The organism is Nocardia xishanensis NBRC 101358 (assembly GCF_001613365.1).
GTDB lineage: Bacteria > Actinomycetota > Actinomycetes > Mycobacteriales > Mycobacteriaceae > Nocardia > Nocardia xishanensis.
Genome location: NZ_BDCF01000015.1, coordinates 71,764 through 94,604 on the forward strand (window position 1 = coordinate 71,764; position 22,841 = coordinate 94,604).

Sequence of the window (22,841 nt, forward strand, 5' to 3'; positions counted from 1 at the left end):
GCTGCCCAGAATATGTAGACCAGTCTAGAGAGAAGAGACATGGACGAGACCTTGACCAGTGCCCCGGACGCCGTGGTATTCGGCGCGACGGGCTTTATCGGTAGGTGGACGATGCTGCATCTGCTGGATGCGGGCCGTGCAGTCGCGGCCGTCATTCGTGAACCGGATAAGGCGCACCTGAGTGCTGCGGGCAGGCCAATGCCGAGCAGGGCGGACGAGTTGCGATCGTGGCTACGAGATCATGGTGTCGCGGCTGATCGGCTCACGGTGGTGCCCGGTGATTTCACGAACAGCGCGCACCTGGGGTTGAGTCCAGCGGACCGCCAACGGCTCACAGGCGTCCGGGATGTCTTCAATACTGCCGGCATCTACCGGTTCGGGCTGCAACGCGCCGAGGCTACGGCCGTCAACGTCGATGGCGCACTCAATGTGCTGTACTGGGCCGCGACTCTCCCCGGCCTGCGCCGGTTGATTCACGTATCGGGTTATCGGGTCGGGTTGGACCCGCAACCCCGGTATCCGCTCCCCGAGGACGAATTGGCGGAGCTCTACCGGGTCAAAGGAGCGTACGAAGGCTCCAAGACGGAGGCGGACGCGGCCATGCGGGTCGTCGCGGCGCAACTGGGTGTCCCACTGACCGTGGTGAATCCCAGCAGCGTGATCGGCCACTCGATCACCGGCGAGGTCGGTCAATACATCGGTTTGGCCGATATGGTTCGCGATCTGTGGATGGGGCGGCTGCCCGCGCTGCCGGGAACCGCCCGTACGTTTGTGCCAGTGGTTGCGGTGGATTATTTCGCGAAATTGATGACCGCGATTCCCGAATTCGATCCGGAGCCCGGCGGGCTGCATTGGGTGCTCGATGAGAACACTCCCGACTTGCCCGATACTGTCCGACTGCTCGCCGGCCACCTGGGTGTTGGCGCGCCGAAGACCCTTGTGCCGCTGGCGATTGTCCGTCGCCTGCCCACCGCGCTCACCGGAGCCGATTCCGAGACCCTGAGCTTTCTGACCGAGGACCGTTACGACACGGCTTCAGCTGACAAGGTCGCCGAGCGCGCGGGGCTCAGCCTGCCCCCGGTCGCGACCACGTTGCGTCGCTGGGCCGATCGGCTGGTATCGGACGGTTTCGGAACGACGCCCGCGGTGCTTCCCGGCGGCTTCTATGAAGTCGGCGGATCCCGGACGTTCGTCGCCGGAGACAGGACCTCGCCCGATTTCGTTCTCCTGCACGGACTCCCACTCGACGGTGAGTCGTGGCGGGGGGTACTCGGCGAGTTGGACGATGCATCGGCCCTTGTCGCCGACTTGCCTGGACTCGGCCGTTCGGCTCCGCTGTCGGCACCCCCGCTGGATTGGCTCACCGACCTACTTGCACCTGTTGGAACCCGTCCAGTCATCGTCGCCCACTCGGCGGCGACCGCGCCCGCCCTGCGCTACGCCGCCGCTCATCCGGATCGGGTCACGGCCGTATTCCTCATTTCTCCCTATTTCCTTCAGTCCGAACCCAATTGGTTGCTACGCACACCGACGTTGGCAACGCCTCTCCTGAAGAGGATGTCGGCCGATCGTCTCGCCGGCGCACTGCTCGGCGCGCCCGGCGGCGATTCTTCGGACCAGGTTCGTCAGTCCCTGGAAAGTGCTGCCACGCAATTGCAACGACCCGGGGTCGCCCGCCGTACCGCCCGCTGGCTCCGGGCCGCGAACCGCCGTGCCGAACGCGCCGCTCTGCAATCCCTGCTCGGCGGAACCGAACAGTTTCCTGTGCCAGTCCACATCGTTGCCGGGGAATTGGATCCACTGGTCGGCGATCCCGGCCCAGCCACTGTCGCGACAATCGTCGGCGCCGGACACTATCCGCAACTTACCCATCCGTCCGAAGTTGTCGCGATGATGCGCAGCATCGAGAGCATTCGATGAGCCCGATTTCCGGATCGGCAACCGGACCGAAGGAGCCGGACGACCTGCGGACACGCACGACGGCAGCGGTCGTTGTGGATGAACACTGGCAGCAGGTCTACCGGCAGTTGCACGCGAATCCCGAACTGTCGGGGGCCGAGTTCGCCACTGCGGATCTGGTGGCCGAGGAGCTGCGATTGCTGCCTGGTTGGGAGGTGACTCGAGGTGTGGGAGGCACCGGAGTGGTGGGTGTGCTCCGGGGCGCGCCCGGACCGGTGATCTGGTTGCGCGCCGATATGGACGCTTTGCCGATCCAGGAAGAGACCGGCCTCGATTACGCTTCCGTCGTACCGGGCGTCATGCATGCGTGCGGGCATGATTTTCATGTCGCCGCGCTCCTGGGTGCGTGTGCCGCGCTGGGGTCGGTCGGCGGGCTGTCCGGCACGGTTGTGGCTATCTTCCAACCTGCCGAGGAAACCGGTTCAGGTGCTAGGGATATGCTCGACGACGGTCTGTTGGAGAAGGTGCCGCATCCCCGCATCTGTCTTGGGCAGCATGTGAGTCCGTTGCCCGCTGGGTTGGTGTTGACCAGAGGTGGGCCGTTGATGGCGGCCGCCGATTCGGTGCGGGTTTCACTGACCGGCGTCGGCGGGCACGCATCGATGCCGCACGCAGCCGTCGACCCGCTCACGATGGCGGCCTCGCTGGTGCTGCGGTTGCAGGCACTGACGGCCAGGCAGGCCTCGCTGTCGGCTGCTCCGGTCCTCACGGCTGCGGCGCTGCATGCGGGAACCCGCGCCAACGTCATCGCCGACAAGGCCGAATTACTGCTGAGCTTGCGAACATTCACTCCCGGCTCACGTCAGGACATGCTGGAAGCGATCGAGCGGATCGCGATGGCAGAGGCGGAAGCCGCTGGTGCGCAGCATGAACCGGTGGTCGAGGTTTTCGATAGCTTCCCGTTGGCTGTCAACACCCCCGCGCACACCGAGCGGGTCATGGCCGAGCTCGCGACCGGCGGACTTGCGGTGTTCCCGCTGCCGAATCCAATCGCTGGTAGCGAGGACTTCGGATTGCTCGGCACGGCGGCGGGATGTCCCTCTGTGTTCTGGCACATCGGTGGCGCTGATCCTTCCGGGTTCACCCCGGCGGACCACGAACTGTTGCTCAGTGAGGGCAGGCTGCCATCTCGGATGCCTACCAACCATTCGCCGCGTTTCGCCCCAGCGACCGGGGAGGCATTGGCTCCGGCGGTCGCGGCGCTCGTGGTCGCTGCACGCGCGGAACTCGCTGGCGCACAGCAAATCCGGTGTTGATGTTCCTCGACCGGCCCGAATCCAGGGGCGCGCCCCGGGCGATCCTGGATGCGATCACACGCCCTCCGATCGGTCTTCGCAGGCGCCTCCATCAACCCGCCGTCCGAAACTCGACGCACGCCCAAGCTTCAAACGCCCTCGGATACTGCCGAAATGTGAACTTCCGCAGCTTCTCCACGCTACGAACCGTACGCCGCGGATGGCCTGGCACGATCGAACTGCGGAGTTGCGTCGCATCCAGCGACGGGGGAGTTCTGGTTCGGTTCTGTTCGAGAAGGTTTCGGTGGGGTTGCTCAAGCGGAAAAGGAAGTCCGGTGCGAGTGTCGAACAGCCTGACCTGGCGACCTTGCTGGCGCAGGGCGAAGATCTGATCGGGCAGTTGGCGAAAGCGCATATGGTTGCGCGTCGGGCGCACGTCGAACAGGCCTGGCTCGGCGAGATCGAACGGTCTGATCCGGAATTGTCTTCTTGCGGCAAAGATGCTCGCAGACGACGCGATTGCCCCGCTGATACCGGCCGGGCGAGTCATGATCACCCTGGCGCCCCGCCCAGCAGGGGCTAGAAGAACGAACCCGATTTCGCTCCTCGTGTGGACGCCGAGGGGACGGGGGCGAAGGTCCTGCTCGTAGGACGAGGCGCCAGTGGCCGGTGGTCGTGCGTGCCCTAGACGCGACCCATCCACCCCTGTAATCCCTTGGCCGCCCGACATCAACCCCACGCAGGCTCACCGCGCTGACGCCGGATTTCGTTCGGACGCAGCACTACCCGGCTACCCGGCGGTGGTGGACCGACATGGGTCTGTCCACCACCAACGGTGGCCGCAGGCACGCACCTACGCGCTTGGGATGCAGGGCGAGCAGGGTCGGCGGCCGGGTCATCCGCTACTTCCCCGATCGCACCGGCATCTTGCCACAGCGGCGGCAGCCTGCGGGGTCATCTATCCGGTGTGGACGTGAACGCCTGGCTCGGCGTCGACGAGGTTGGTGAGGCTGGCCCATTCGTCGAGTTCGGCGAGGCGTGCGGTGAGCGCGGTGCGCATACTGTCGGCGCCTGCGATACCCAGGGCGAGGCGGCGGGGTGGGGTGTCGCGGGCCACGGCTGCGCGAATGGCGGCGGCCACGCGATCGACGCCGGAGAACGCCGATGCCGGCAGCGCTTGGATCGCCTGCAGTAGGGCGCGCACCGTCTGGTCGTAGTCGGCGTGGGTTGCTGTAGCCGTATCCAGGTTGGACAGGAAAGGTGTTGCGGTGAGGCCGGGCTGAACGAGAGTCACGTGGATCCCTAGTGGCGCCACTTCGGCTGCGAGCGCGTCGGAGAGCCCTTCGACGGCGTACTTGGTGGCTGCGAGCAGCCCGACGCCGGGATCTGCGGTCTGGCCGTAGTAGGACGAGCCCTGCAGGATGTGCCCGGACCGCTGGCCCCGCAGCACCGGCAGTGTCGCGCGCAGCACGTTGAGTACGCCGAAGACGTTGGTGTCGAAGATCGCCCGTGCCTGCACGTCGGCTGCTTCCTCGACCGCCCCGAAGAGTCCATAGCCGGCAAGGTTGGCGACGATGTCGATGCGGCCGAAGCGAGCCACGCTCTGCTCGACCGCCTTCGCGACGGCTGTCTCGTCGCGCACGTCTGCCTCGATCGTGAGCAGTCGGTCGAATTCTCCCAAATCACAGAGGGTTTCGGTGTGTCGAGCCAACGCGACCACAATTTCTCCGGCCGTCAGCGCCTGAACTGCGAGCTCGCGTCCGATGCCCGAGGAGGCGCCGGTGATGAACCAGATCGGTGGGGTGTTTCCTGCATTCGTCATGTTGTGACCGTAGCGGTTTAGCTCGCAACTTTTCAAGTCATTTCAGCCCAGATGTTGTGATCAACTGGGTTAGCTGCTTCTCGTGTTGGTATCGTGGGGGAGTGGAGGCGACGCGTGAGGCACCGAAGTGGAACGAGGATGCCGCTGCTCTGGTGTTGCAGTTCGTCAACACCAGAGCCGACGGCGCGGGGCGTGTCGAGGTCTTCGGCACTGCTTCGGGATTCGCGGACTGGGCGATCGAGCACGGCCTGCTCGACGCCGCCGTCGTGGTGACCGACTCCGACGCGGTGGCTGCGCGTGAGCTGCGCGACGCACTGGTCACGGTGCTGCTGACACACTCGGGTGATCCAGACATCGGTGACGCCCAGGTCACCGAGGCGGAACGGTATCTCCTGCAGGCCGGTGTGCGCTATCCGCTCACAACGGTCGTCACCTCGGAAACGGCGCAGCTCCTCGCCGGATCGACCGGTGTCCCCGGCGTTTTGGGTGCCGTTCTGGCCGCGGTGACCGAGACGGCGCAGCGCGGGGACTGGATGCGGATCAAGGCATGCTGCAATCCGCCGTGCCACTTCGGCTTCATCGATCGCACCCGCAACCGGGCGGCGCGCTACTGCAGCCCGGGATGCGGATCGCAGGTGTCTATGCGCGCTCTTCGGCAGCGCCGCAAGCAAGCCAACCCCTGAACGACTCGGCCCACCAAGCCCGCCTCGACGCGCAGCAACTCCCCCGAGCCGCCCAGGAAAACCCGGAAATGACTTTCAGCAAGCGTTTTCGCCGACGACGAGGCGTCGCGTGAAACCAGAATGGACGCCCGTCACCGCGGCCCGAGTGCGCAGAGTGGGCGAACCCGCCGTGCCGGATGATTCCCTTACGATGGCTGGCGGGTCGGCATGATCGTGACCTGCTGCAGGTTCACGTGCGCGGGCTGGGACGCCAGGAAGTTGACGGCCTCGGCGATATCTTCCGGATCGAGCCAGGTCATCTCCTGTTTCGAACCCTCGAGCCATTCCTGGGCGCCGGCGTCGGTGACGTGGCTCTGCAGCTCCGTGCCGACGATGCCCGGCTCGATCGCGGAGACACGGACATCCTTGGCGCCGAGTTCCGCGCGCAGGGTCCGCGACAGGTGCGTCGCATGGGCCTTGGTGCCCGAGTACACCGCGAAATTCGGGAACAGGTTCTGCGCGGCGATCGAGGTGACGTCATTGCACGGGAATGTATCTGATCTCCCCGACACAACACACCCTCATGCCGCTGATCGCGTGGGCTGCTCCGACCGTACGGAGTGCAGAGCCGGTGTAACTCGCTGGGGTCAGCGTGGACTACTACAGCCGGCTCGAGCAAGGACGCGATATCAACGTCTCCGACGAGGTCCTCGACGCCGTGGCCCGCGCCCTGCGCCTTGACGAGGTCGAGCGCTCCTATCTGTTCCAGATCGCCCGGGCTGAACCGCGGCGCGCCCGGCGCCGGACTCCGGCGCGAGTGCAGCGCGTCCGTCCCGGGATCCGCCGCATCCTCGAGACGCTCGACGACGTGATGCCTGCCTTCGTCTTCGGCCGCCGCATGGACATCCTCGCCGCCAACCGTCTCGCCCGGGCGCTGATCACCGACTTCGAGGCGCTCCCGCCCCGGGACCGAAACATGTTGCGCTACATGTTCCTCGACGAGTCCGCCCGCGAGCTGTACCTAGATTGGGAAGAGGTCGCCCTGGGACAACGTCGCGGTCCTGTGCCTGGACGCCGGCCGTCACCCGGACGACCCGCTGCTGACCGAACCCGTCGGCGAACTCGCGGTCAAGAGCCCGGAATTCCGGCGCTGGTGGGCCGACCACAATGTCCGCGAACGCAGTCACGGCAGCAAGCGCTACCACCATCCTCTCGTCGGCGATCTCACCGTCGGCTACGAAAGTGTTTCGCTACCAGGCGATCCCGATCAGACGCTGTGCATCTACACCGCCGAGGCGGGCTCGCAGTCGGAGACCGCGCTGCGGCTGCTCGCCGCGTGGACCGGGCCGCAGACCACGCTCGTGCAACCGGCGGCAGGTGGTTCCGATGCGTAACTCCACGTGCGCGACATGCTGAACGGTCGCAGATCGAGGAACGCTGATATTCAGGCTCGGGTAGCCCGGAAGACCGGGGCAACCTCGATCCCAACTACGAACCACTGCGCGTAGACGAGTCGACAGTCGAATACGCGATCTCACCGGTCGCCATTCCGACGGCGGACACGAATTCCGTTGGGCCCGTGTGGTTTCCATTACCGGGGCAGAGGCGTGAATCCGTCCGGCCAGCGGCGTGGTCGTACACCACATCGATCGGCAGTGAAATCGTCAGCAGTAGCCAAATAGCGGAGTTCTCGGAGTTTCGGCATGGTTATATGTCGATATGCGCATCTGACCATCAACTGCTGAGAGTCGAGATGAGCGTGGCCGAGAACGCGCTGCTGGCGACCGAGTGTTTGTTCGCATTCTTCGGTGCTTTTGTGGCCCCGCGCTGGTGACGGCTTACGAGAAGCTTGTCGGCGGTGTGGAGGTTCGGGGCCTCCGTGGCGATCGCACCCGAAGCTCAGCGCGCACACGAACCGGACGGCGAGCCCAGCGCAGGTGCGGTGGGGACGCCCGGGATACCCGCCGATGTCGGTGGCGCGGTGGTGCAGGTGACGGACGTCGGGTTCGTGGGGGATGAGTCTTGGTTCGTACGATCGCTGATCGCCCACCAGGCGATGGCGGCCACGACGACGAGGACGACGATCCACGTCGATGCGGGCCGGTTGCGAGTTCGTGGTTGCGAGGCTGGGTTGATCCGGGTGGTGGCGACCCTGGACGGTGCGGGTGTCGCTGTCGGTGTGGCGTCGAGCGCGGCTTGCGCCGCGGTGGCCAGGTCCCCGGCCGTGCGATAACGGTCCTCCGGGTTCTTCGCCATTCCCCGCCCGATGACCGCGTCGAATGTGGCAGGCACCGCTGCCGATGCGGATGGTCGTGGCGGTGGCGCGTTCAGGTGTGCGGTGATCTGCTGCTCGACGCTGTCACCGGGAAATGGTTGGGAGCCCGTCAAGCATTGGTACAGAACACAAGTCAGCGAGTACACATCCGAACGGGGCGTCGCAGCGCCGTGCCGGAGCCGTTCGGGTGCGGTGTAGGCGAAACTGCCGATTGCCGCACCGGTGGTGGTCAAGCTGGAGTCGCCGCTGCCGAAAGCGATCCCGAAATCGATGAGGTACGCGAAATGGCCTGCGGTGACGAGGATATTCGAGGGCTTCACATCGCGGTGCACGAGCCCGGCCCGATGCGCTGCGTCGAGTGCCGAACCGATCTGCCGGATGTACTGCACCGCAGTGTGTTTCGCTATCGGTCCGGTGGCGAGCGGGGCGGCGAGGTCGTGACCCTCGACCAGCCGCATGTCCAGATACAGGCGCCCGTCGATCTCACCGTAGTCGTGAATCGGGATGACATGCGGTTCGCTCATCCGCGCCGCAGCGTGCGCCTCCCGCCGGAAGCGTTGTACGACTACCACATCGGAGCCCGGATCTCTGCCCGAATCATCCCTGATCCTGGATCCAGCTTCCCGCGATGGCCGACAAAGAGCGTCCGCGTCTGCCGCAAATCGCGCGTTCACGAACGGCGCGTCAATGCCGATGAGGGATATCGGTAAGCCTGGGTCAAGCCTCGGAATCGGCTACGTACCAGTACAACCGATCGAGGCTCGTCGAAGCCGGCTCCTGCCAGGGTCCACCGTCCGACGAGATTCGGTTGTTGTCGAGGTCGAAGCGAACAGATCCTGCTTGGCTGCCGGCGGTGAGTACTACCCCGTCCTCGGACAGGGCGAGGGTCTCCCACGCGCCGCGGGCTTCGAACTCCAGCCGTATGAATTCGTGGTCGTCGCAGTACTGCAGACCTTGTGGATGCCCGGGCTCCAGGACACGGGGCCGGCGCAGAGCCCGGCCTTGCAGCTGGCCGTTGTTGAGCCATGCCAACACGCCCCGGGAATGCCACACGACAGCAGTGGGGACGAATTCTTCTCCGTAGCGTTCATCGTGGTCGAATTCCACGAGCTGCCAGCAGTTCTCGGTATCGAGTCTCAGCACCAGCAGGCCACCGTGTTGCGGTCCCATGACGGCTTCGAGGTGGTTGTCCCACTCGTAATCGGTCTCGAAGGCCAGTACGAGCACACCATCCCGGGGGAAGTGTGCGTAGGTCCAGCGGTCGAAGCAATACATTCGGTATGGCGTGAACACCGTCGATTCCGAACGCAGTTGTCCATCGGCGAACCACCAGTGTCGATCCGGTGAAACCGCTGCCACACCGGGCTGGAACTTTGCGGTCATATCCGCCTCCACGGAACCCTGCGCAGCCTGGGCACGGCCCCGCAGCATGGCGCGGACGAGGAGATCATCTTCACCCGCACGGCGCCGCAGCGCAAACCAGTAACCGCCCGGCGTACAGCTTCATACAGCGGAGTGTCGTTCCCAGTCCGGTCAATAAGTCCAGTTATCGCCCGGGGACGCGATCGCGTCTGTGGCTGAAGACCCGGCTGCGGCGAAGAGCCGACACTTCGTGGGGCACTGGTGGCAGGAAGGTCGCCTCGTCGCCGCACGCACCTGCGGCGGCGATCTATGCGGCCACATCGTTTCTCCGCTACCTCGACACTCTCGGCCGCACCAAACGCCCGCGGCCGTCACGAGCCCGGCTGCGGGGCCTGAAATGGTTGGGTTCGGCGCCGATATGGCCGGATGAGGTCGGTAGGTGCCAGCGGTCGAATTCTGCGATGGTCAGAGATTTCGTCTCGGAGAAGAGGATTCGCAGAGTCGACGGGTCGCAAACCTGATCCGGTGTCGGTCGGTCCGGGAGGCGTCGCCGCGGCGGGCTGGTTCGTGGATTCCGCGGCGACGCCGATTGACAACCCTTCCGAATTTTCTAGCGCCGAGGTGAGGGGATCGGCGCTGCTTACCCGGTTCGGAGGGTCAGGGATGGGCGGTGGCGGGTTCGCCGACGGCAGCCGATGGTGCGTGCGCCACGGTTTCCGGTAGAGCCCACGCACTGGCGAGCGTGCACACGGCCATGACCATCATGAAGGCCGAGACCGCCGCCGTCGATCCGGTCGCGGCCAGCAACGCGGTCATCAGGAAAGGCGTGCCACCGCTGACCAGGATCGCGGCCAGCTGGTAGGCCAGCGTGATGCCCGAGTAGCGGATCCGGGGTTCGAACAGTTCGGCCAGGTATGCCGCGAGCGGACCGTATACCAAGCCGGAGCCGATGCCGCTGCCCACCGCGGTGGCGATCAGGATGGCGGTGAGCGAGCCGGTGTTCACCAGCCAGAAGAAGGGGAACGCCCAGACCGTCAAGATCGCCGCGCCGGTGAGCATCAGCGGGCGGCGCCCGAACCGGTCGGACAGCGAGCCGGCGATGTAGATGACCGGGATGCCCACCGCGGAGGACAGCAAAGACACCGTCAGCAAGCCGTTGCGGTCCAGCCCGAGTTCGCGGACACCGTAGTCGAGCACACCGGCCACGCTGATGTAGAAGATGGAGTTGCTACCGAAGAGCAGACCACTGCCGAGCAGCACCTTCTTCGAATGCTTGCGCAGAACTTCGAGAATCGGGGCTTGCGCGATCGCGGCCGAGGCGTCGCTCGCGCGGGCCTGGAGCTGGCGGAACTCCGGGGAGTCCTCGATGCGGAGTTGGATGAACAGCACGACCGGGAACAGCAGGGCGCTGGCAAGGAACGGGATGCGCCAACCCCACGACAGGAAGTCCGCGCCTTTGACGAGGCGGGCGACCAGCAGGAATGCACCCGTGCCGAGCAGCAGACCGAATGGCACGCCCATCTGGCCGAATGTGCCCGCCCGGCCCTTGCGGCCGGGACGGGAGGTTTCGGTGAGCAGCAGGGTGACCCCGCCCCACTGGCCGCCGACCGCGATACCCTGCAGGAATCGCAGGGCTACCAATAGGATCGGTGCTAGCGCCCCGATCGAGGCGGCGGTCGGCAGCAGGCCGATCGCGCAGGTCGATAGAGCGACCAGGATCAGGCATGTGACGAGCGCGGGTTTGCGGCCGAACTTGTCGCCCACATGCCCGAAGACGAGTCCGCCGAGGGGGCGGGCGATGAAGCCGGCCCAGAAGGTGCTGAACGACAGCAGCGTTCCCATCAGCGGTGAGGCGTTGGGAAAGAACAGCTTGCCGAAGACCAAGGCCGCGGCGGTGCCGTAGATGAAGAAGTCGTACCACTCGATGGAACTGCCGATCAGGCCGGCGGCCATGAGTCTGCGCAATTTCTTCTGGTCCGGGGCGGTGGAGACCGGGGTCGGCGTCATCGCTATCTCCAAGGGTGGGGGTGAAGGAACCGATGTGACTGCCGTCACTATCGGTGGCTGAACCGTACTTGAATCTGGTGTCAAATTCAATCGGCTTCGCGACTGTTGTTTTCCGGCCCCGTCGGGGGTGGAAGTGGGCGGCTGTCGCCGGGGTTGGGCAACGGTGGACGGGCGGGCGAAGGCGCGCCCGATCGCCAAACGCGGGATCCGCGTCATGCGGAGTCCTCGTCGATGAGCTCGTTTGCCGGCATCGCTGCCGGCGCCCGGGGTCGTGCCGGGAAGTTCATCGGCCGCCGCTGCACGCAGCCGAGGGCGACCGCCTGGGGTTGGGTTCGGGTAGTGCTGAACCGATCGGATCGGTTGTGGGTGGCTATCGGCAACATGCCATCTGGCGTGCCGAAATGCCGCTGGGAGTGGGTGTTTCGACCCAGTGACCGAAGGTTCGGTCGAGGGTGGGTGTGGCGCGGGTCACGCCATTGATACCTGAATCGGGCGTCAAGTTCAAGTGGTTGCCGGAAGAAAACCGCGTTGTGCGGAAATTTGCCCGATGGGGTTGACGCCGCGTGTGGCCTGCTGCATCTTTAGTGGCCATACCGGTTAATGAGCGCTTAGTAGTGGGCCTGTGGGCCCGGAAGGACGGCAGTTGCCGACGCCGCCTACCGGCGTCGACTGCGTTGCGCTGGTGCGCATATGGATCTCTCGAACGGTCGGTTCGAGGTATCGAGAAGAAGGAATCCGATGAGAAAATCTATTGCGGCCTCCGCGCTGCTTGCCGCCGCCCTGGGTGTCACGGCAGGCACGGGTTCGGCCGGGGCCGCGCCGCCCGCTCGCAGCGATGTGGTGAACTACACCGCGTCGGTGGGCGAACGTTCCATGGTGCTCAGTGCCGACTCCGGTTCGCTGGTGGTGGAGGAGGGGGTGCTGAAGCTCAAGGCCGTCAACGGTTCGGTGCTGGGCGGGTCGGAATTGTCGTTCCGGGTCGATGATTTCGTGTTCCCCATTGCCGCGGAAATCCGCGACCGCACGGCCACACTGACCCCGCAACTGGATCTCGAGCACGCGACCTACAAGCCCGTGGCCCTGCCGTACGAGGATCAGGCGCCGTGGAAGACGCAGTACGACCGTGAGCAGGCCGCCTGGGCGCGGTTGTCATCGACGATCCTGATGGGCGCGACGATCGGCACGACCGTCGGCGGCATCGGTGGCGCCGCGGTCGGTTGTGTGCTGGGCGGTATCGCCGGAGCCACCATCGCCTCCGCGGCGATCATCGGATTGTTCGGCGCGTTCATTCCGGCCGCGGCGGTCGGATGTCTCGGTGGCATTGTCGCCCTCGGCACCCTCGGGACGCTCGCCGGTCAACTGCTGGTGACCGCCCCGGTCGCCATCATGGCGGCGGTGCAGTACTTCACCACGATCAACCAACCGCCGCCGGCCGCTCCGGCGAAGTAGTCCCGAGCGGGATGCTCGGCCCGGCGCGCCGGGAGGCCCTGTCCAGTCTGCCGCATCGACTGGGCAGGGCGCTGCCGTGTCATCGGGTATCTTTGCGAGCTCTGCGCTGGAGCTGGGCCCGCGCGGGGATTCACTACCGAATTCGAATTCGCCTCATCGACTTCGGCAGCGTTCCAGTCGCTGAACGTGGTGAACAGAATCGTGGATCCGATCGGTCCGGAGTTCGATCGTCCAGGAGAACTGCTCGGCGTGGGTGGTAACGAAGTGCCCGGTGCCGGTCAGCCCGGCCCACCCCAGCTTCGGTGTCGAGTCCGCCGAAGGCGCGCCACGGCGACTGCGCGACGGCGGAACCCAGCGAAAGCCCGATGATCGGAAACCGTTCCGCGCCGGCCTCCAAGGCGGTCGCGACCACGGTGTCTGCGAGTTCATCGGATCGACAGCGGCGCGGTCGCCTTCGGTGTTTTGCCGGCACCGGGATAGTACGGTCCTACGAATCGCCGGTCCGTAACGGTGTCGATGAGTGGTGAGAAGTTCTCGCGAACACCGTGCAACGGTGGCCTCGTTTCTCGAGGGCGAATCATCCTCGGGTTCTGCCTGAGGATATCCGCGCCGCAGGTCCGTCCCGGCGCACGGTTGCCCGGCTACCCGAAGCCCGTGGAATTCGAACAGAACTGGCCTCAGGGGCTCGACAGTGCCCGGTAGTGCAAGCGCTCCGATGGCTGGGTTTATCAACCACACAGCGCGAGTTGGGTGAGAGCCCGAAGTGCGTCATCGATGGGATGGGGCTGTGGCTTTCCCGATGAGTCGAGTTGGTTCCATCGCTGCAGGTTCACCGCGATGGACGCTTGCCGTTTGCCGTCAGCGCTGGTCATGGAGATCGCGCCGCCGCCCCAGACGGAACCCTCATGGCCCCAGTAGATGCCGTGTCCTGGCACCGTCATCTTCTGCAGGCCCAGACCGTAGTCGAGTGTCTTTCCCTCGAAGGAGATGACCGGAACGGTACGTTGCATCTGCGTCAGCGATGCTCGACTGATGATTTCGCCGGCCAGCAGCAGGCCGAAGAAGCGGTTCAGGTCCGCGACGGTCGATATCAGCGAAGCCGCCGGCCCCACCCACGACATGTCATAGACGCTGTAGTCGCGCGGCGGGTCGATCATGCCGAACCACGCCTCGTAATGCAGTGAGTGCGGTCCGTTGATATGCGGTCCGGTCGGAAGCTCGGTGTCCAGCAGTCCGGCGCGCTCGATGATGTTGCGGGTGATGTATTTCTCCGCCGAGGTACCGGTAACCGACTCCAGGAGTTGGCACATCAGCAAGTAATTGGTGTTCGAGTACACCCCGGGTGTGCCACCTGGTGTCCCGGTAGCGGGCGCCGAGACCCCCATCTCGATCAGCTCTGTCGCGTGAAACTTGGTGAACCGGCTGTCATCCAGGCTGGTCGGTGTCGTTTTCGCCAGGGCGGGGAAGGCCGCGAGTGAGGGGTAGGCATGCGGGAGGTATTCGGCGAGGCCGCTGGTGTGGTTGATCAACATCCGGACCGTGATCGCCGCACCGCGTTCGCCGGGAACCAGCCGGGGCAAGTGGTGGCCGATGGGTGTGTCGAGCTCTATTTCGCCATCGTCGACCAGGTGCAGCACAGCGGCGGCGGTGAACGTCTTGGTGATGCTGCCGACGCGGTGTCGCATCTCGGCCGTGACGGGGCGGCCGGTGGCGACATCGGCAACTCCGGCGGCGCCGCGCCAGATTCGGTCGTCGTCGCGCACCTCGGCGAAAACTCCGGGTACGCCCACGTGATGGACGGTCTCCAAGGCGGTCTGTAGCTTCTCGGGATCGAATGTGTCGGTCACGGCACCACTATCGACCGAGCGGTCCCGCCCGGTATTGGAAAAATCTTCCCCCGGGCCCGGGCGACGACCGCGAAACCGCTGCCTCCGACTCACGGGACGAGCGGAGTCCTTGTCGCGATCGCGAATACCCGGCCCGGACTACACCCGCATACCGTCGGGATCGCCCGGAAGTGCCCGTGGCTTTTCAGCGTGCAGGCACTGCCGGGCGCTCCGTGGTCAGCCGGTCAGAGATCTATGAGATCTACTGCGAGACTGGTCAATTCGTTCTTGTAGGTCGAAATTACGTCGACCATCGAGGCGGATTGGGATTCCTGGGTTTTGATGATGGTTTCCAGGACCATCACCTTCCGCCGAAGTTTCGCGATCATCCGCGCCTGATCGCTGATCGTCGTCGCTTGGTCGCGGATGACCGCCGCCGCGCCATCACCGGCTGCGGGCGCGCCCCCGTCGGCCAGTGCGACTGGACTCGAATACCTCACCAGGTCCCCGGCTCCGGTCGGCACCAAACCCACTTCCTTCACGGACTCGAGATCCGGCACGTCTTCGGCGACTGCCGCTACTTCGTTCCCGGCGGGATCGGCCTCGTCGTCGGCCATCTGCTCGATCTCACCGACGGCTTCACCCTCGACTACCTTCTCGCTTTCCACAATAGCTACCTCGGCCACGGCCACCGGCTCTTCCTCCGGTTCAGCGGTATCCGCAATCGCGGGTACTTCTTCGACTGCCGCTGGCACTTCGGCCACTTCCGCCTCGAAGGGCTCGACCTCATCCACGTCTTCAGCTACGTCGACCGCACTCAGCTCGGCCACGGGCTCGTCCGCAGCGAGCGCCTCGCTCTCGACCGCCTCCACCTCGGCGACCGCTTCGGGCTGGGCATCCTCCGCGTCGTCGGCTGTGGCTTCTTGCTCGGCGTCGACCGCCTCCACAACCACTCCCGCCAACTCCGACTCGGCCTCGGCCGGTTCGGCTTCGGTCACGACCTGCTCCTCGTCGAGCACCGACTCGGCTTCGACGATCGGCTCCCTTTCGGCAACGGGTGACTCGGCCACAGCTGTTGCGGCTTCGGCGATCTCCTCGCCTTCGGCGGTTGCCTCGCTTTCGGCGGCCTCCACTCCGGCGACCGCTTCGGGCTGGGCATCCTCCGTGTCGTCGGCTGTGGCTTCTTGCTCGGCGTCGACCGCCTCCACAACCATTCCCGCCAACTCCGACTCGGCCTCGGCCTGCTCGACTTGGGCCACGACCTGCTCCTCGTCGAGCACCGACTCGGCTTCGACGATCTGCTCCCTTTCGGCAACGGGCGACTCAGCCGCTGCGGCTTCGACTGTCTCCTCGCCTTCGGCGGTTGCCGTGTGTTCGATCGCCTCCACCTTGGCGACCGCTTCGGTCTCAACACCTTCCCTGGCTTCAGCTGCTACTTCGTTGTCGGTGACAGCCTCTATGCCCACCACCACGGACTCAGTAGCGGTTTCGGTCTCGGCCGGCTCGGCTTCGGTCGCCACGTTTTCCTCGTCAACCACGGACTCGGCCTCGACGACCTCTTCACCTTCGGCAGCAGGCGGCTCCGTCAGCTGTGCCGCAGCCACCGGTCGCTCCTCCAGCTCCGAAGCCACCTCGACCGCAAGCGCTTCCACGACGGTCGCCTCTACGTCGGACACTTCCAACTCGAGGGGCTGGGTCTGATCCTCTTGTCCAGCTACCTCAACGGCATCCACCTCGGCCTCGGTCTCGTCCACAGCGGCCGCCTCGTTTTCGGCAGCCACCTCGGCAATAGGTGACTCCGTTGCCGCAACTGCCTCGACCTCAGCTGCTTGGGCCTCGGAGGCAACCGGCTCGCCAACTTCTGCGACGACATCAACCTCGGCCGATGTATCGGACTCGACGTCCGAACCGCTGTCAGCTACCGCATCCGAGGCGCCATCCGTGATCTTCTCGCTGGTCACCACACTGGGCTCGCCTTCGCCGACATCGCCGTCTGCGGTGATCTCGACTGCGGCGGCGGCATCGGCTTCACCCTCGCCTCCAGCGGCCACTATCTCCGATTCATCGGCGATCTCTTCGGTCTCGACAGCCGACCCGGCTTCCGGCGCCTCACCTTCGGCTGCCGTTTCCGCTTCGGCATCGACGGCAACATCACCGGCACGCTCTGCCGCAACCTCGGTCTCAGCAGCAGCTCCGTCTTCGGCAGCCACCACCTCCGGCTCCTCGGCCGGGTCAACGATCTGGACTGCGGTTTCGGTGTCGACGGTCCACTCGGCTTGCGGCACTCGACCTTCGACCGCGGGCTCGATATCGGCGGCTGCCGCCTCCGGCTCGGCTGTGTCCCCTTCTACCTCAGCCTCAGCGGCAGTTGCTTCGACAGCTGCTTCCTCGGCGGCGGACTCACCCTCGACTTCCGTGGCCTCGGCCTCGGCAGCCGGCTCATTCTCGGCAACCGAGGATACAGTTGCCTCGGGTGCTACGGTCGCGGATTCCTCCCCGCCTTCGGGAGCGGCGCCGTGCTCGGCCACGGCTTCCGAAACCTCCTTCGCGGCTTCGCCTTCAGCAACTGTCACGTCTTCCTCAGCTGCCGATTCGCCCTCCGCTGACACCATGTCGCCCGCTGCGACAGACGCCTCGGCCGTGGTAGCGGTCTCCTGCTCGGCTACCGCCCCCTCGCCTGCGGTAGCTGTCGTCGTCTCCTCGGCGGCGGACGCGTCGTCCGTGATCGTCGCCCGGTCGTCGGGAGTTGTCATATCTGCCTGGCCTTTCGAAAAGTTGTGATCGATTCCCGGGTCGCCATACCTGCGGCCATGCCTTCGTACGGAACCGAGGTCCTTGCTGTCCGAATCGTGCGGTGCCGCTGGGTAATTCAGCGGGAGCGCATGGACATTGGTCGGTGCCTGGGAGCCCTGATCGCCAACCGCCGGCACGTCTCGAGTGATTTCACCCGGTCGCGGCACTCCGCGAAGGCGTTGCGCGGCCCACCTCCCGAGACTCCACAACCTCAACCGGCCGCCGAGCATGGGCCTCGCCAACGAAGCCATCACTGCCACACCACATCCCAGGTCTCCAACCAGCCCGAACGTCGGTACTGTAACGGTCCTGCGCGAAGTCGGCGAGACAAGCACGAATGCTTCAGACAGTCGTGACCTGGTCGAGATCCGACGCGACCGCGCGGCGCGGAATCGTGTGGACGGTGCAGTTGTAAACCGTTGCAGGCGTGTGTAATCCGATTCGAAGTGTCGTGGTCGCGGTCCGCGCTGACCGGTCGCGGATGCTCGTTATGCGCGTGACACGACCACGATGCCCTGACGGACGCATCCCGGGGCTGCCCCAGGGTTGGCCGAACGGTCATGTGCGGCTTGCTGATCCGGCGACCCGGCGGTGGCGAGCTGAAATCTAGCAACGCTAGACAAGCTGGCGGGCGAATGTTACCGTTACTTCAGTTTCTAGCGCTGCTAGATTATTGGAAGGGAAGCCGAAATGCTCGTTGTCACCGGCCAGATCATCGCCGCGGTCGCCGTTCTCGCCAATGCCGTCGTCTATGGCACCGATGTCTGCGGAGCCGTGATCACCCGGTCCGTGTACCGCAAGCTCGATGACGCGACTGTGACCATCAGCGCGGGATGGGGTCACTACTACGGCGACAAGCGGATGCCGGTTTTCGGTGCGGGCGGTGTGGTCACCGCGGTGCTCACGCTGCTGATCGCGCTGCTGGCCGGGCAGATCGGCGCCGCTGTCGCGGCGGGCATCACGGTGGCGGCGCTGCTGACCTGGCTCGCCTTCTACGTCCGCATCGCCAAGCCGATCAATTCCCAGCAGACCGCCGCCGCGCAGAGCGGCATCATTCCGGCCAATGCCCGTGCACTGCAGGACAAGTGGGACAGCATCCTGAAGTACCGGGTCACCCTGCAATTCATCGCCATCGCCGGACTGTGCGCCGCGCTGATCCTGTTCTGATCTCAGAGCACGGCTCGCGCCTGAACCGCCGACGCACGACGCACGGGACGCGCCAGGCAACAGCTTGCGCTTGCCGCACCCGACAACTTCCGGCTGATCGCCGGAGGTACACATATCGAATTCACCGAGGAGTAACGGACATGACCTTCACCATCAATGAACTGCAATTCCTCGCGGAGGCCGGGATCGGTCGGCTGGCCACGGTGTCGCCCGACGGCGTTGTGCAGAACAATCCGACCAGCTATCGGGTGAACGCCGACGGCACGATCGACATCGGGGGCATGCGGATGCGTGCCAGTCGAAAGTACCGCAATGTCGAGGCGGGCAGCCGGGTGTCGTTCGTCATAGACCAGCAGGTTTCGGTGGAGCCATATGTGATTCGCGGCATCGAGGTACGCGGCACGGCCGAGGCGCTCGATGACGAGGAGCCCCCGTTCCCGCCCCAGGAACGCGCGGTCATCCGCATTCACCCCGAGCGGATCATCTCCTGGGGCATCGACGGCGGATCCTTCGAGTTCACCAGTCGTGACGCCGAGTAGTCAGTCGTCGTGGGCGATCCCGACGGCACAATTCCCTTGCACCGCTGGAGAAGACGTCCCAGTACCACCGGTCAGGTGCCCGCCTTCGAACTCACGGTCTCGTTGGGCGCAGAGTGCCGATTGTCGGCAAGGCGTGTGGGCGGCTCGGCTGGTCGAGCCAAATGGGTCAGGATGGCCAGTGCTGATGCCGACGGGGAATCGACCGGGGCGGTGCAGGTGACGAGAGTTTGATCGGGTTGCTCGACCGACCTCAGTGTCTGTTGGGTGATGGTGAGGTCCCCGATCAGCGGGTGGTGCAGCCGGTAATGGGCGGTCGCGCATGCCTGGACCCTGTGGTCGTTCCAGAGCGTGCCGAATTCCGGGCTGGCCATGGTGAGGGCGCCGACCAACGACGCCAGTGCTGGGTCGTCGGGGTGGGCGCCTGCGATGAGCCGCAGGTTGCCGACGACTGCGCGCGCCTTGCGCGGCCAATCGGCATAGAGGGCGCGGGTATCCGGGTCGAGGAACACCATCCGGGTCATGTTCGGTCTGCGACCAGGGACCGCCGGGCAGCCTGGATCGAGATTCGCCGCGAGCAGGGCGTGGCCGAGAGGATTCCAGGCGAGCACATCGCTGCGGCGACCCAGCACGAGCGCGGGCACCGATGGTATGGCGTCGAGCAGTTCGAGCAGGGCTGGGTCAGCGTGCTCGATGGGCGCCGGGCGGGTGACGCGGCGGCGGCCTGCGGACTCGGCCAGCGCGTGCAGGTGGCGTCGTTCGGTGGCGGTCAACGCGAGTGCGGCGGCGATAGCGTCGAGGACCTCCGGTGAGGCGTTGCGGGATCGGCCCTGTTCGAGCCGGGCGTAATAGGACGGGCTGACCCCTGCCAGGAGGGTCAACTCCTCGCGGCGCAGCCCCGGAACACGACGACGTTCGCCGTAGGGCGTGAGCCCCACCTGCTCGGGTCGCACCCTGGCCCGGCACGCCTCGAGGAACGCCCCGAGCTGTCCGGACTCGTCTTCGCGGTCGCACATCACGTCATTGTCGCTGCCGAATGCACAGTTGTCCTGACCCTGCCGGGGTGTGGACAGCGTTGACGCACCCGCTCCAACAGCGCCTTCGCAGGGTGTGGCTACCGGCTTCGGGCACTTGAAAACTCAGTGGCACGGCCCACGAGCCGTCCGGCGCCCGGTCACGGCGTCGGAAACACGCAGCGAAGGAACCTGATGAACGAGATTGTGCTCGGTGATGTCACCGTGTCGCGGGTCGAGGAAATGCACGGGCCGGTGGGCATGACGCCCGACCAGTTCTTCCCCGGCTCACCCGATCAGCATTGGGACGAACAGCGACCGATGCTGGTTCCGGATCATCTCGACCCGGTCGACAACATCGTTCAGATCGCGATGCAGACCTGGGCGCTGCGCAGCGAAGGCCGGATCATCCTGGTGGACACCGGCATCGGCAACGACAAGACCCGCCCGGCGGTCGACGCCTGGGACCACCTCGACCTGGGGTATTTGACCAATCTCGCCGCGGCGGGCATCGCACCCGAGGACGTGAACCTGGTGATCAACACCCACCTACATGTCGATCACGTCGGCTGGAACACCCGCCTCGTGGACGGGCAGTGGGGCCGACATTCCCCAACGCCACCTACCTGATGCCACGTGCGGACTACGAGCACTGGAATCCGGCCAACAACCCGAACATCATGGGCGGTGTCAACGAGAACGTGTTCGAGGACAGCGTCGCGCCGGTCTACGCCGCAGGCCAGGTGCGACTCTGGGAGACCGAGTACGTCGTGGACGCGAATCTTACGTTGCGGGCTGCACCGGGGCATACTCCCGGTTCGAGCGTGCTGGTGTTGGCGTCGGGCAGCGACAAGGCACTGTTCGCGGGAGATCTGGTGCATACACCCCTGCAGATCGCTCACCCCGAACACAACAGCTGCTTCTGTGAGGACCCCACCGCTGCGAGGGCGACCCGGCTTCGGCTACTGGGTTGGGCGGCCGACAACACCGCGTTGGTGTTGCCCGCGCACTTCAGCGGACACAGCGCCCTCGAAATCGTCCGCGAAGCCGACGCATTCGCGATCAAGAACTGGGCTCCGCTGCCCGCCTACTGACCGAAGCCGCGCCGCCCCGCACCCGCGCCGGGCGGCGCTGCACCCTCAACGCTACCCAGATCGAGGCGCTCCATGATGGCTTCACAACCCGCCGATTCGCGACCCGCCGATGTCGTGCGCGAGGTGGAAAGCGGCAGGCTCCGCGGCACTGCGTACCCGACCCACACCGTGTTCTACTCCGTCCCCTACGCCGCTGCGCCGGTCGGGATCGGCCGTTTTCAGGCGCCGGCTCCCGTTCAGCCGTGGCGGGGTGTGCGTGCGGCCACCGAGCCGGGACCGACCGCTCCACAGCTACCGCGCGGCCGTTTCGGATCACTGGACATCTCGGCGTATTTCGCTCCCGGGTGGCGGGTCGGACCCGACTACCTGACTGTCGACATCTGGTCACCGCGCGATGTGGCCGGCGGTGCCCCAGTGCTGGTGTTCTTGCACGGCGGCGCGTTCGTCGCAGGGTCGTCGCACTCGCCGATGCTCGACGGCTCCCGATTCGCACAGCACGGCGTCGTGGTTGTCACGGTGAACTACCGCCTGGGCATCGCCGGGTTCCTCGACATCCCCGGCGCCTTCCCGAATCGGGGACTCGCCGATGTCGTCGCCGCGCTGGCGTGGGTCAACCGCAACATCACCGCCTTCGGCGGCGACCCAGCACGGGTGACCCTGGCCGGTCAGTCCGCCGGTGCGATGCTCACCGCCGCCGCGATCGCCGCACCCGAGGCGGCCGGCCTGTTCGGCCGTGCCGTGATGCAAAGCGGCAGCGGCAGTGCGGCTTTCAGCCGCGAACAGGCCGCGATCGTGCGTGATGCCGCCGCAGCGACGCTCGCGGTAGCGCCGACACTCGACGGATTCGCCGACGTGCCGGATCAGCAGCTCATCGATGCCGTGGGGGAGCTCGCCGGTCTCGACCTCGGCACCGCTGCGGTCCGCGACCCGCTCCAACGGATCACACCGCTGGGTGTGGTCCTCGACGACCAGCCCGTCACCACCGTGGCCCACGCGGCGGGCCAACCTGTCGACCTGCTGATCGGCCACAACACCGACGAAGGAAATCTATATCTGTTGCCCAACGGCGTCGCGGCGGCGACAACCCCGCAACAGCTGACCGAAGCCGCCGAGTACGCCGACCCCGACCCGGACCGGCTGCTGTCGGTCTACCGGAGGTTGCATCCCACCGCCACACCAGGCAGGCTGCGCTCGATCATATTGGGGGACGCGGTATTCGGAGCCGGGAGCCGAGCCATGGCCGACAGCCACTCGGCGGCGGGCCGACGCACCTACGCCTATGCGTTCGGCTGGCGCTCGCCCGCGCTCGACAGGCAACTCGGCGCCACCCACATCGTCGAGCTGCCCTTCGTTTTCGACAACCTGCTGCCCACCCTCCAGGGCGCGGACGGACTACTCGGCACGGCTGCGCCCGCCCTGCTGGCCGCCCGAGTACATCGTGCCTGGGTCGACTTCGTCACCATCGGTACACCCGGCTGGCCCGAGTACCGCCCCGACCGCCGCACCACGCAGCTCATCGACGACGAATGGGCCGTTGTCGACGACCCGTTCGCCGCCGAACGTGACGCCTGGAGCCACAGCCACTACGCCCGAACAGGAGACACCCTCTGATGTTCGCCGAAGCCATGACGCAGCGCGTCA

Annotated in this window: 19 protein-coding genes and 1 pseudogene; 11 read left to right on the forward strand and 9 right to left on the reverse strand. The window is 65.9% G+C overall.

Annotation, left to right across the window (positions count from 1 at the left end):
- The first annotated feature begins 39 nt into the window (after positions 1 to 39).
- Positions 40 to 1,920: an alpha/beta fold hydrolase gene (locus tag NX1_RS14450; protein ID WP_068058625.1), complete on the forward strand. Its 1,881-nt coding sequence runs from the start codon at positions 40 to 42 to the stop codon at positions 1,918 to 1,920.
- On the forward strand, positions 1,917 to 3,215 hold the full coding sequence (locus tag NX1_RS14455; protein WP_084501430.1) for an amidohydrolase: 1,299 nt from the start codon (positions 1,917 to 1,919) through the stop codon (positions 3,213 to 3,215). Before NX1_RS14450 ends, NX1_RS14455 begins: the two co-directional genes overlap by 4 nt.
- Before the next feature lie 91 nt (positions 3,216 to 3,306).
- On the opposite strand, the gene NX1_RS36245 is transcribed toward NX1_RS14455, so the two are convergent.
- Positions 3,307 to 3,750 (reverse strand): hypothetical protein, encoded by a 444-nt coding sequence (locus NX1_RS36245; protein WP_157119739.1) that lies wholly within the window; start codon positions 3,748 to 3,750, stop codon positions 3,307 to 3,309.
- Positions 3,751 to 4,152: 402 nt separating this feature from the next.
- Entirely contained in the window at positions 4,153 to 5,016 is an 864-nt protein-coding gene (locus NX1_RS14460) for an SDR family NAD(P)-dependent oxidoreductase (RefSeq protein ID WP_068058627.1), read from the reverse strand.
- Positions 5,017 to 5,117: 101 nt separating this feature from the next.
- On the opposite strand from NX1_RS14460, the gene NX1_RS14465 reads away from it, so the two are divergent.
- Positions 5,118 to 5,699 (forward strand): CGNR zinc finger domain-containing protein, encoded by a 582-nt coding sequence (locus NX1_RS14465; protein WP_245668503.1) that lies wholly within the window; start codon positions 5,118 to 5,120, stop codon positions 5,697 to 5,699.
- Between the two features lie 185 nt (positions 5,700 to 5,884).
- Here the strand turns inward: NX1_RS14465 and NX1_RS14470 are convergent, their stop codons facing one another.
- Positions 5,885 to 6,250 (reverse strand): SDR family oxidoreductase, encoded by a 366-nt coding sequence (locus tag NX1_RS14470; RefSeq protein WP_084501439.1) that lies wholly within the window; start codon positions 6,248 to 6,250, stop codon positions 5,885 to 5,887.
- Positions 6,251 to 6,330: 80 nt separating this feature from the next.
- Here NX1_RS14470 and NX1_RS38390 point away from each other — a divergent pair.
- Together NX1_RS38390 and NX1_RS38395 are read left to right on the forward strand one after the other, a co-directional pair.
- Positions 6,331 to 6,660, forward strand: a pseudogene (locus NX1_RS38390) (helix-turn-helix transcriptional regulator); the annotation flags it as partial.
- A gap of 118 nt (positions 6,661 to 6,778) precedes the next feature.
- A complete protein-coding gene (locus NX1_RS38395; RefSeq protein WP_281216469.1) occupies positions 6,779 to 7,072 on the forward strand; it encodes an MmyB family transcriptional regulator in 294 nt (97 codons plus the stop codon).
- Between the two features lie 505 nt (positions 7,073 to 7,577).
- Here the strand turns inward: NX1_RS38395 and NX1_RS38535 are convergent.
- The 3 genes from NX1_RS38535 to NX1_RS14485 all read right to left on the reverse strand — a co-directional run bounded on the left by NX1_RS38535 (position 7,578) and on the right by NX1_RS14485 (position 11,322).
- Positions 7,578 to 8,627 carry a serine/threonine-protein kinase gene (locus NX1_RS38535; protein WP_307650726.1) on the reverse strand — a complete coding sequence of 350 codons (1,050 nt, stop codon included), beginning with the start codon at positions 8,625 to 8,627 and terminating at the stop codon, positions 7,578 to 7,580.
- 43 nt (positions 8,628 to 8,670) lie between these two features.
- Positions 8,671 to 9,336, reverse strand: a complete 666-nt coding sequence (locus NX1_RS14480) for a hypothetical protein (RefSeq protein WP_157119740.1) — start codon at positions 9,334 to 9,336, stop codon at positions 8,671 to 8,673.
- A 636-nt stretch (positions 9,337 to 9,972) separates the two neighbouring features.
- Positions 9,973 to 11,322 (reverse strand): MFS transporter, encoded by a 1,350-nt coding sequence (locus NX1_RS14485; RefSeq protein ID WP_068058635.1) that lies wholly within the window; start codon positions 11,320 to 11,322, stop codon positions 9,973 to 9,975.
- A 738-nt stretch (positions 11,323 to 12,060) separates the two neighbouring features.
- Here NX1_RS14485 and NX1_RS14490 point away from each other — a divergent pair.
- The gene (locus NX1_RS14490) at positions 12,061 to 12,771 is read left to right on the forward strand and encodes a DUF8020 domain-containing protein (RefSeq protein ID WP_068058637.1); all 711 of its coding nucleotides are present in this window, start codon (positions 12,061 to 12,063) and stop codon (positions 12,769 to 12,771) included.
- A gap of 728 nt (positions 12,772 to 13,499) precedes the next feature.
- Here NX1_RS14490 and NX1_RS14495 read toward each other — a convergent pair.
- Both NX1_RS14495 and NX1_RS36250 read right to left on the reverse strand, forming a co-directional pair.
- Entirely contained in the window at positions 13,500 to 14,618 is a 1,119-nt protein-coding gene (locus NX1_RS14495; protein ID WP_245668504.1) for a serine hydrolase domain-containing protein, read from the reverse strand.
- Between the two features lie 224 nt (positions 14,619 to 14,842).
- Positions 14,843 to 17,350, reverse strand: a complete 2,508-nt coding sequence (locus tag NX1_RS36250) for a hypothetical protein (RefSeq protein ID WP_157119741.1) — start codon at positions 17,348 to 17,350, stop codon at positions 14,843 to 14,845.
- Positions 17,351 to 18,080: 730 nt separating this feature from the next.
- Here NX1_RS36250 and NX1_RS14515 point away from each other — a divergent pair.
- The gene (locus NX1_RS14515; RefSeq protein WP_068058645.1) at positions 18,081 to 18,557 is read left to right on the forward strand and encodes a DUF1772 domain-containing protein; all 477 of its coding nucleotides are present in this window, start codon (positions 18,081 to 18,083) and stop codon (positions 18,555 to 18,557) included.
- A gap of 140 nt (positions 18,558 to 18,697) precedes the next feature.
- Entirely contained in the window at positions 18,698 to 19,096 is a 399-nt protein-coding gene (locus NX1_RS14520) for a PPOX class F420-dependent oxidoreductase (RefSeq protein ID WP_068058647.1), read from the forward strand.
- Positions 19,097 to 19,167: 71 nt separating this feature from the next.
- Here the strand turns inward: NX1_RS14520 and NX1_RS14525 are convergent, their stop codons facing one another.
- Positions 19,168 to 20,109: a helix-turn-helix domain-containing protein gene (locus NX1_RS14525; RefSeq protein WP_068058649.1), complete on the reverse strand. Its 942-nt coding sequence runs from the start codon at positions 20,107 to 20,109 to the stop codon at positions 19,168 to 19,170.
- 192 nt (positions 20,110 to 20,301) lie between these two features.
- Here NX1_RS14525 and NX1_RS38540 point away from each other — a divergent pair, with 192 nt between their 5' ends.
- From NX1_RS38540 to NX1_RS14535, 3 genes are all read left to right on the forward strand, one after another.
- Positions 20,302 to 20,736 (forward strand): MBL fold metallo-hydrolase, encoded by a 435-nt coding sequence (locus NX1_RS38540; RefSeq protein WP_281216456.1) that lies wholly within the window; start codon positions 20,302 to 20,304, stop codon positions 20,734 to 20,736.
- Positions 20,703 to 21,200, forward strand: coding sequence for an MBL fold metallo-hydrolase (locus NX1_RS38545; RefSeq protein WP_281216457.1), 498 nt, complete (start codon positions 20,703 to 20,705; stop codon positions 21,198 to 21,200). The genes NX1_RS38540 and NX1_RS38545 overlap by 34 nt, the downstream gene beginning before the upstream one ends.
- Positions 21,201 to 21,275: 75 nt before the next feature.
- Positions 21,276 to 22,811, forward strand: a complete 1,536-nt coding sequence (locus NX1_RS14535; protein ID WP_068058651.1) for a carboxylesterase/lipase family protein — start codon at positions 21,276 to 21,278, stop codon at positions 22,809 to 22,811.
- Positions 22,812 to 22,841: the final 30 nt, after the last annotated feature.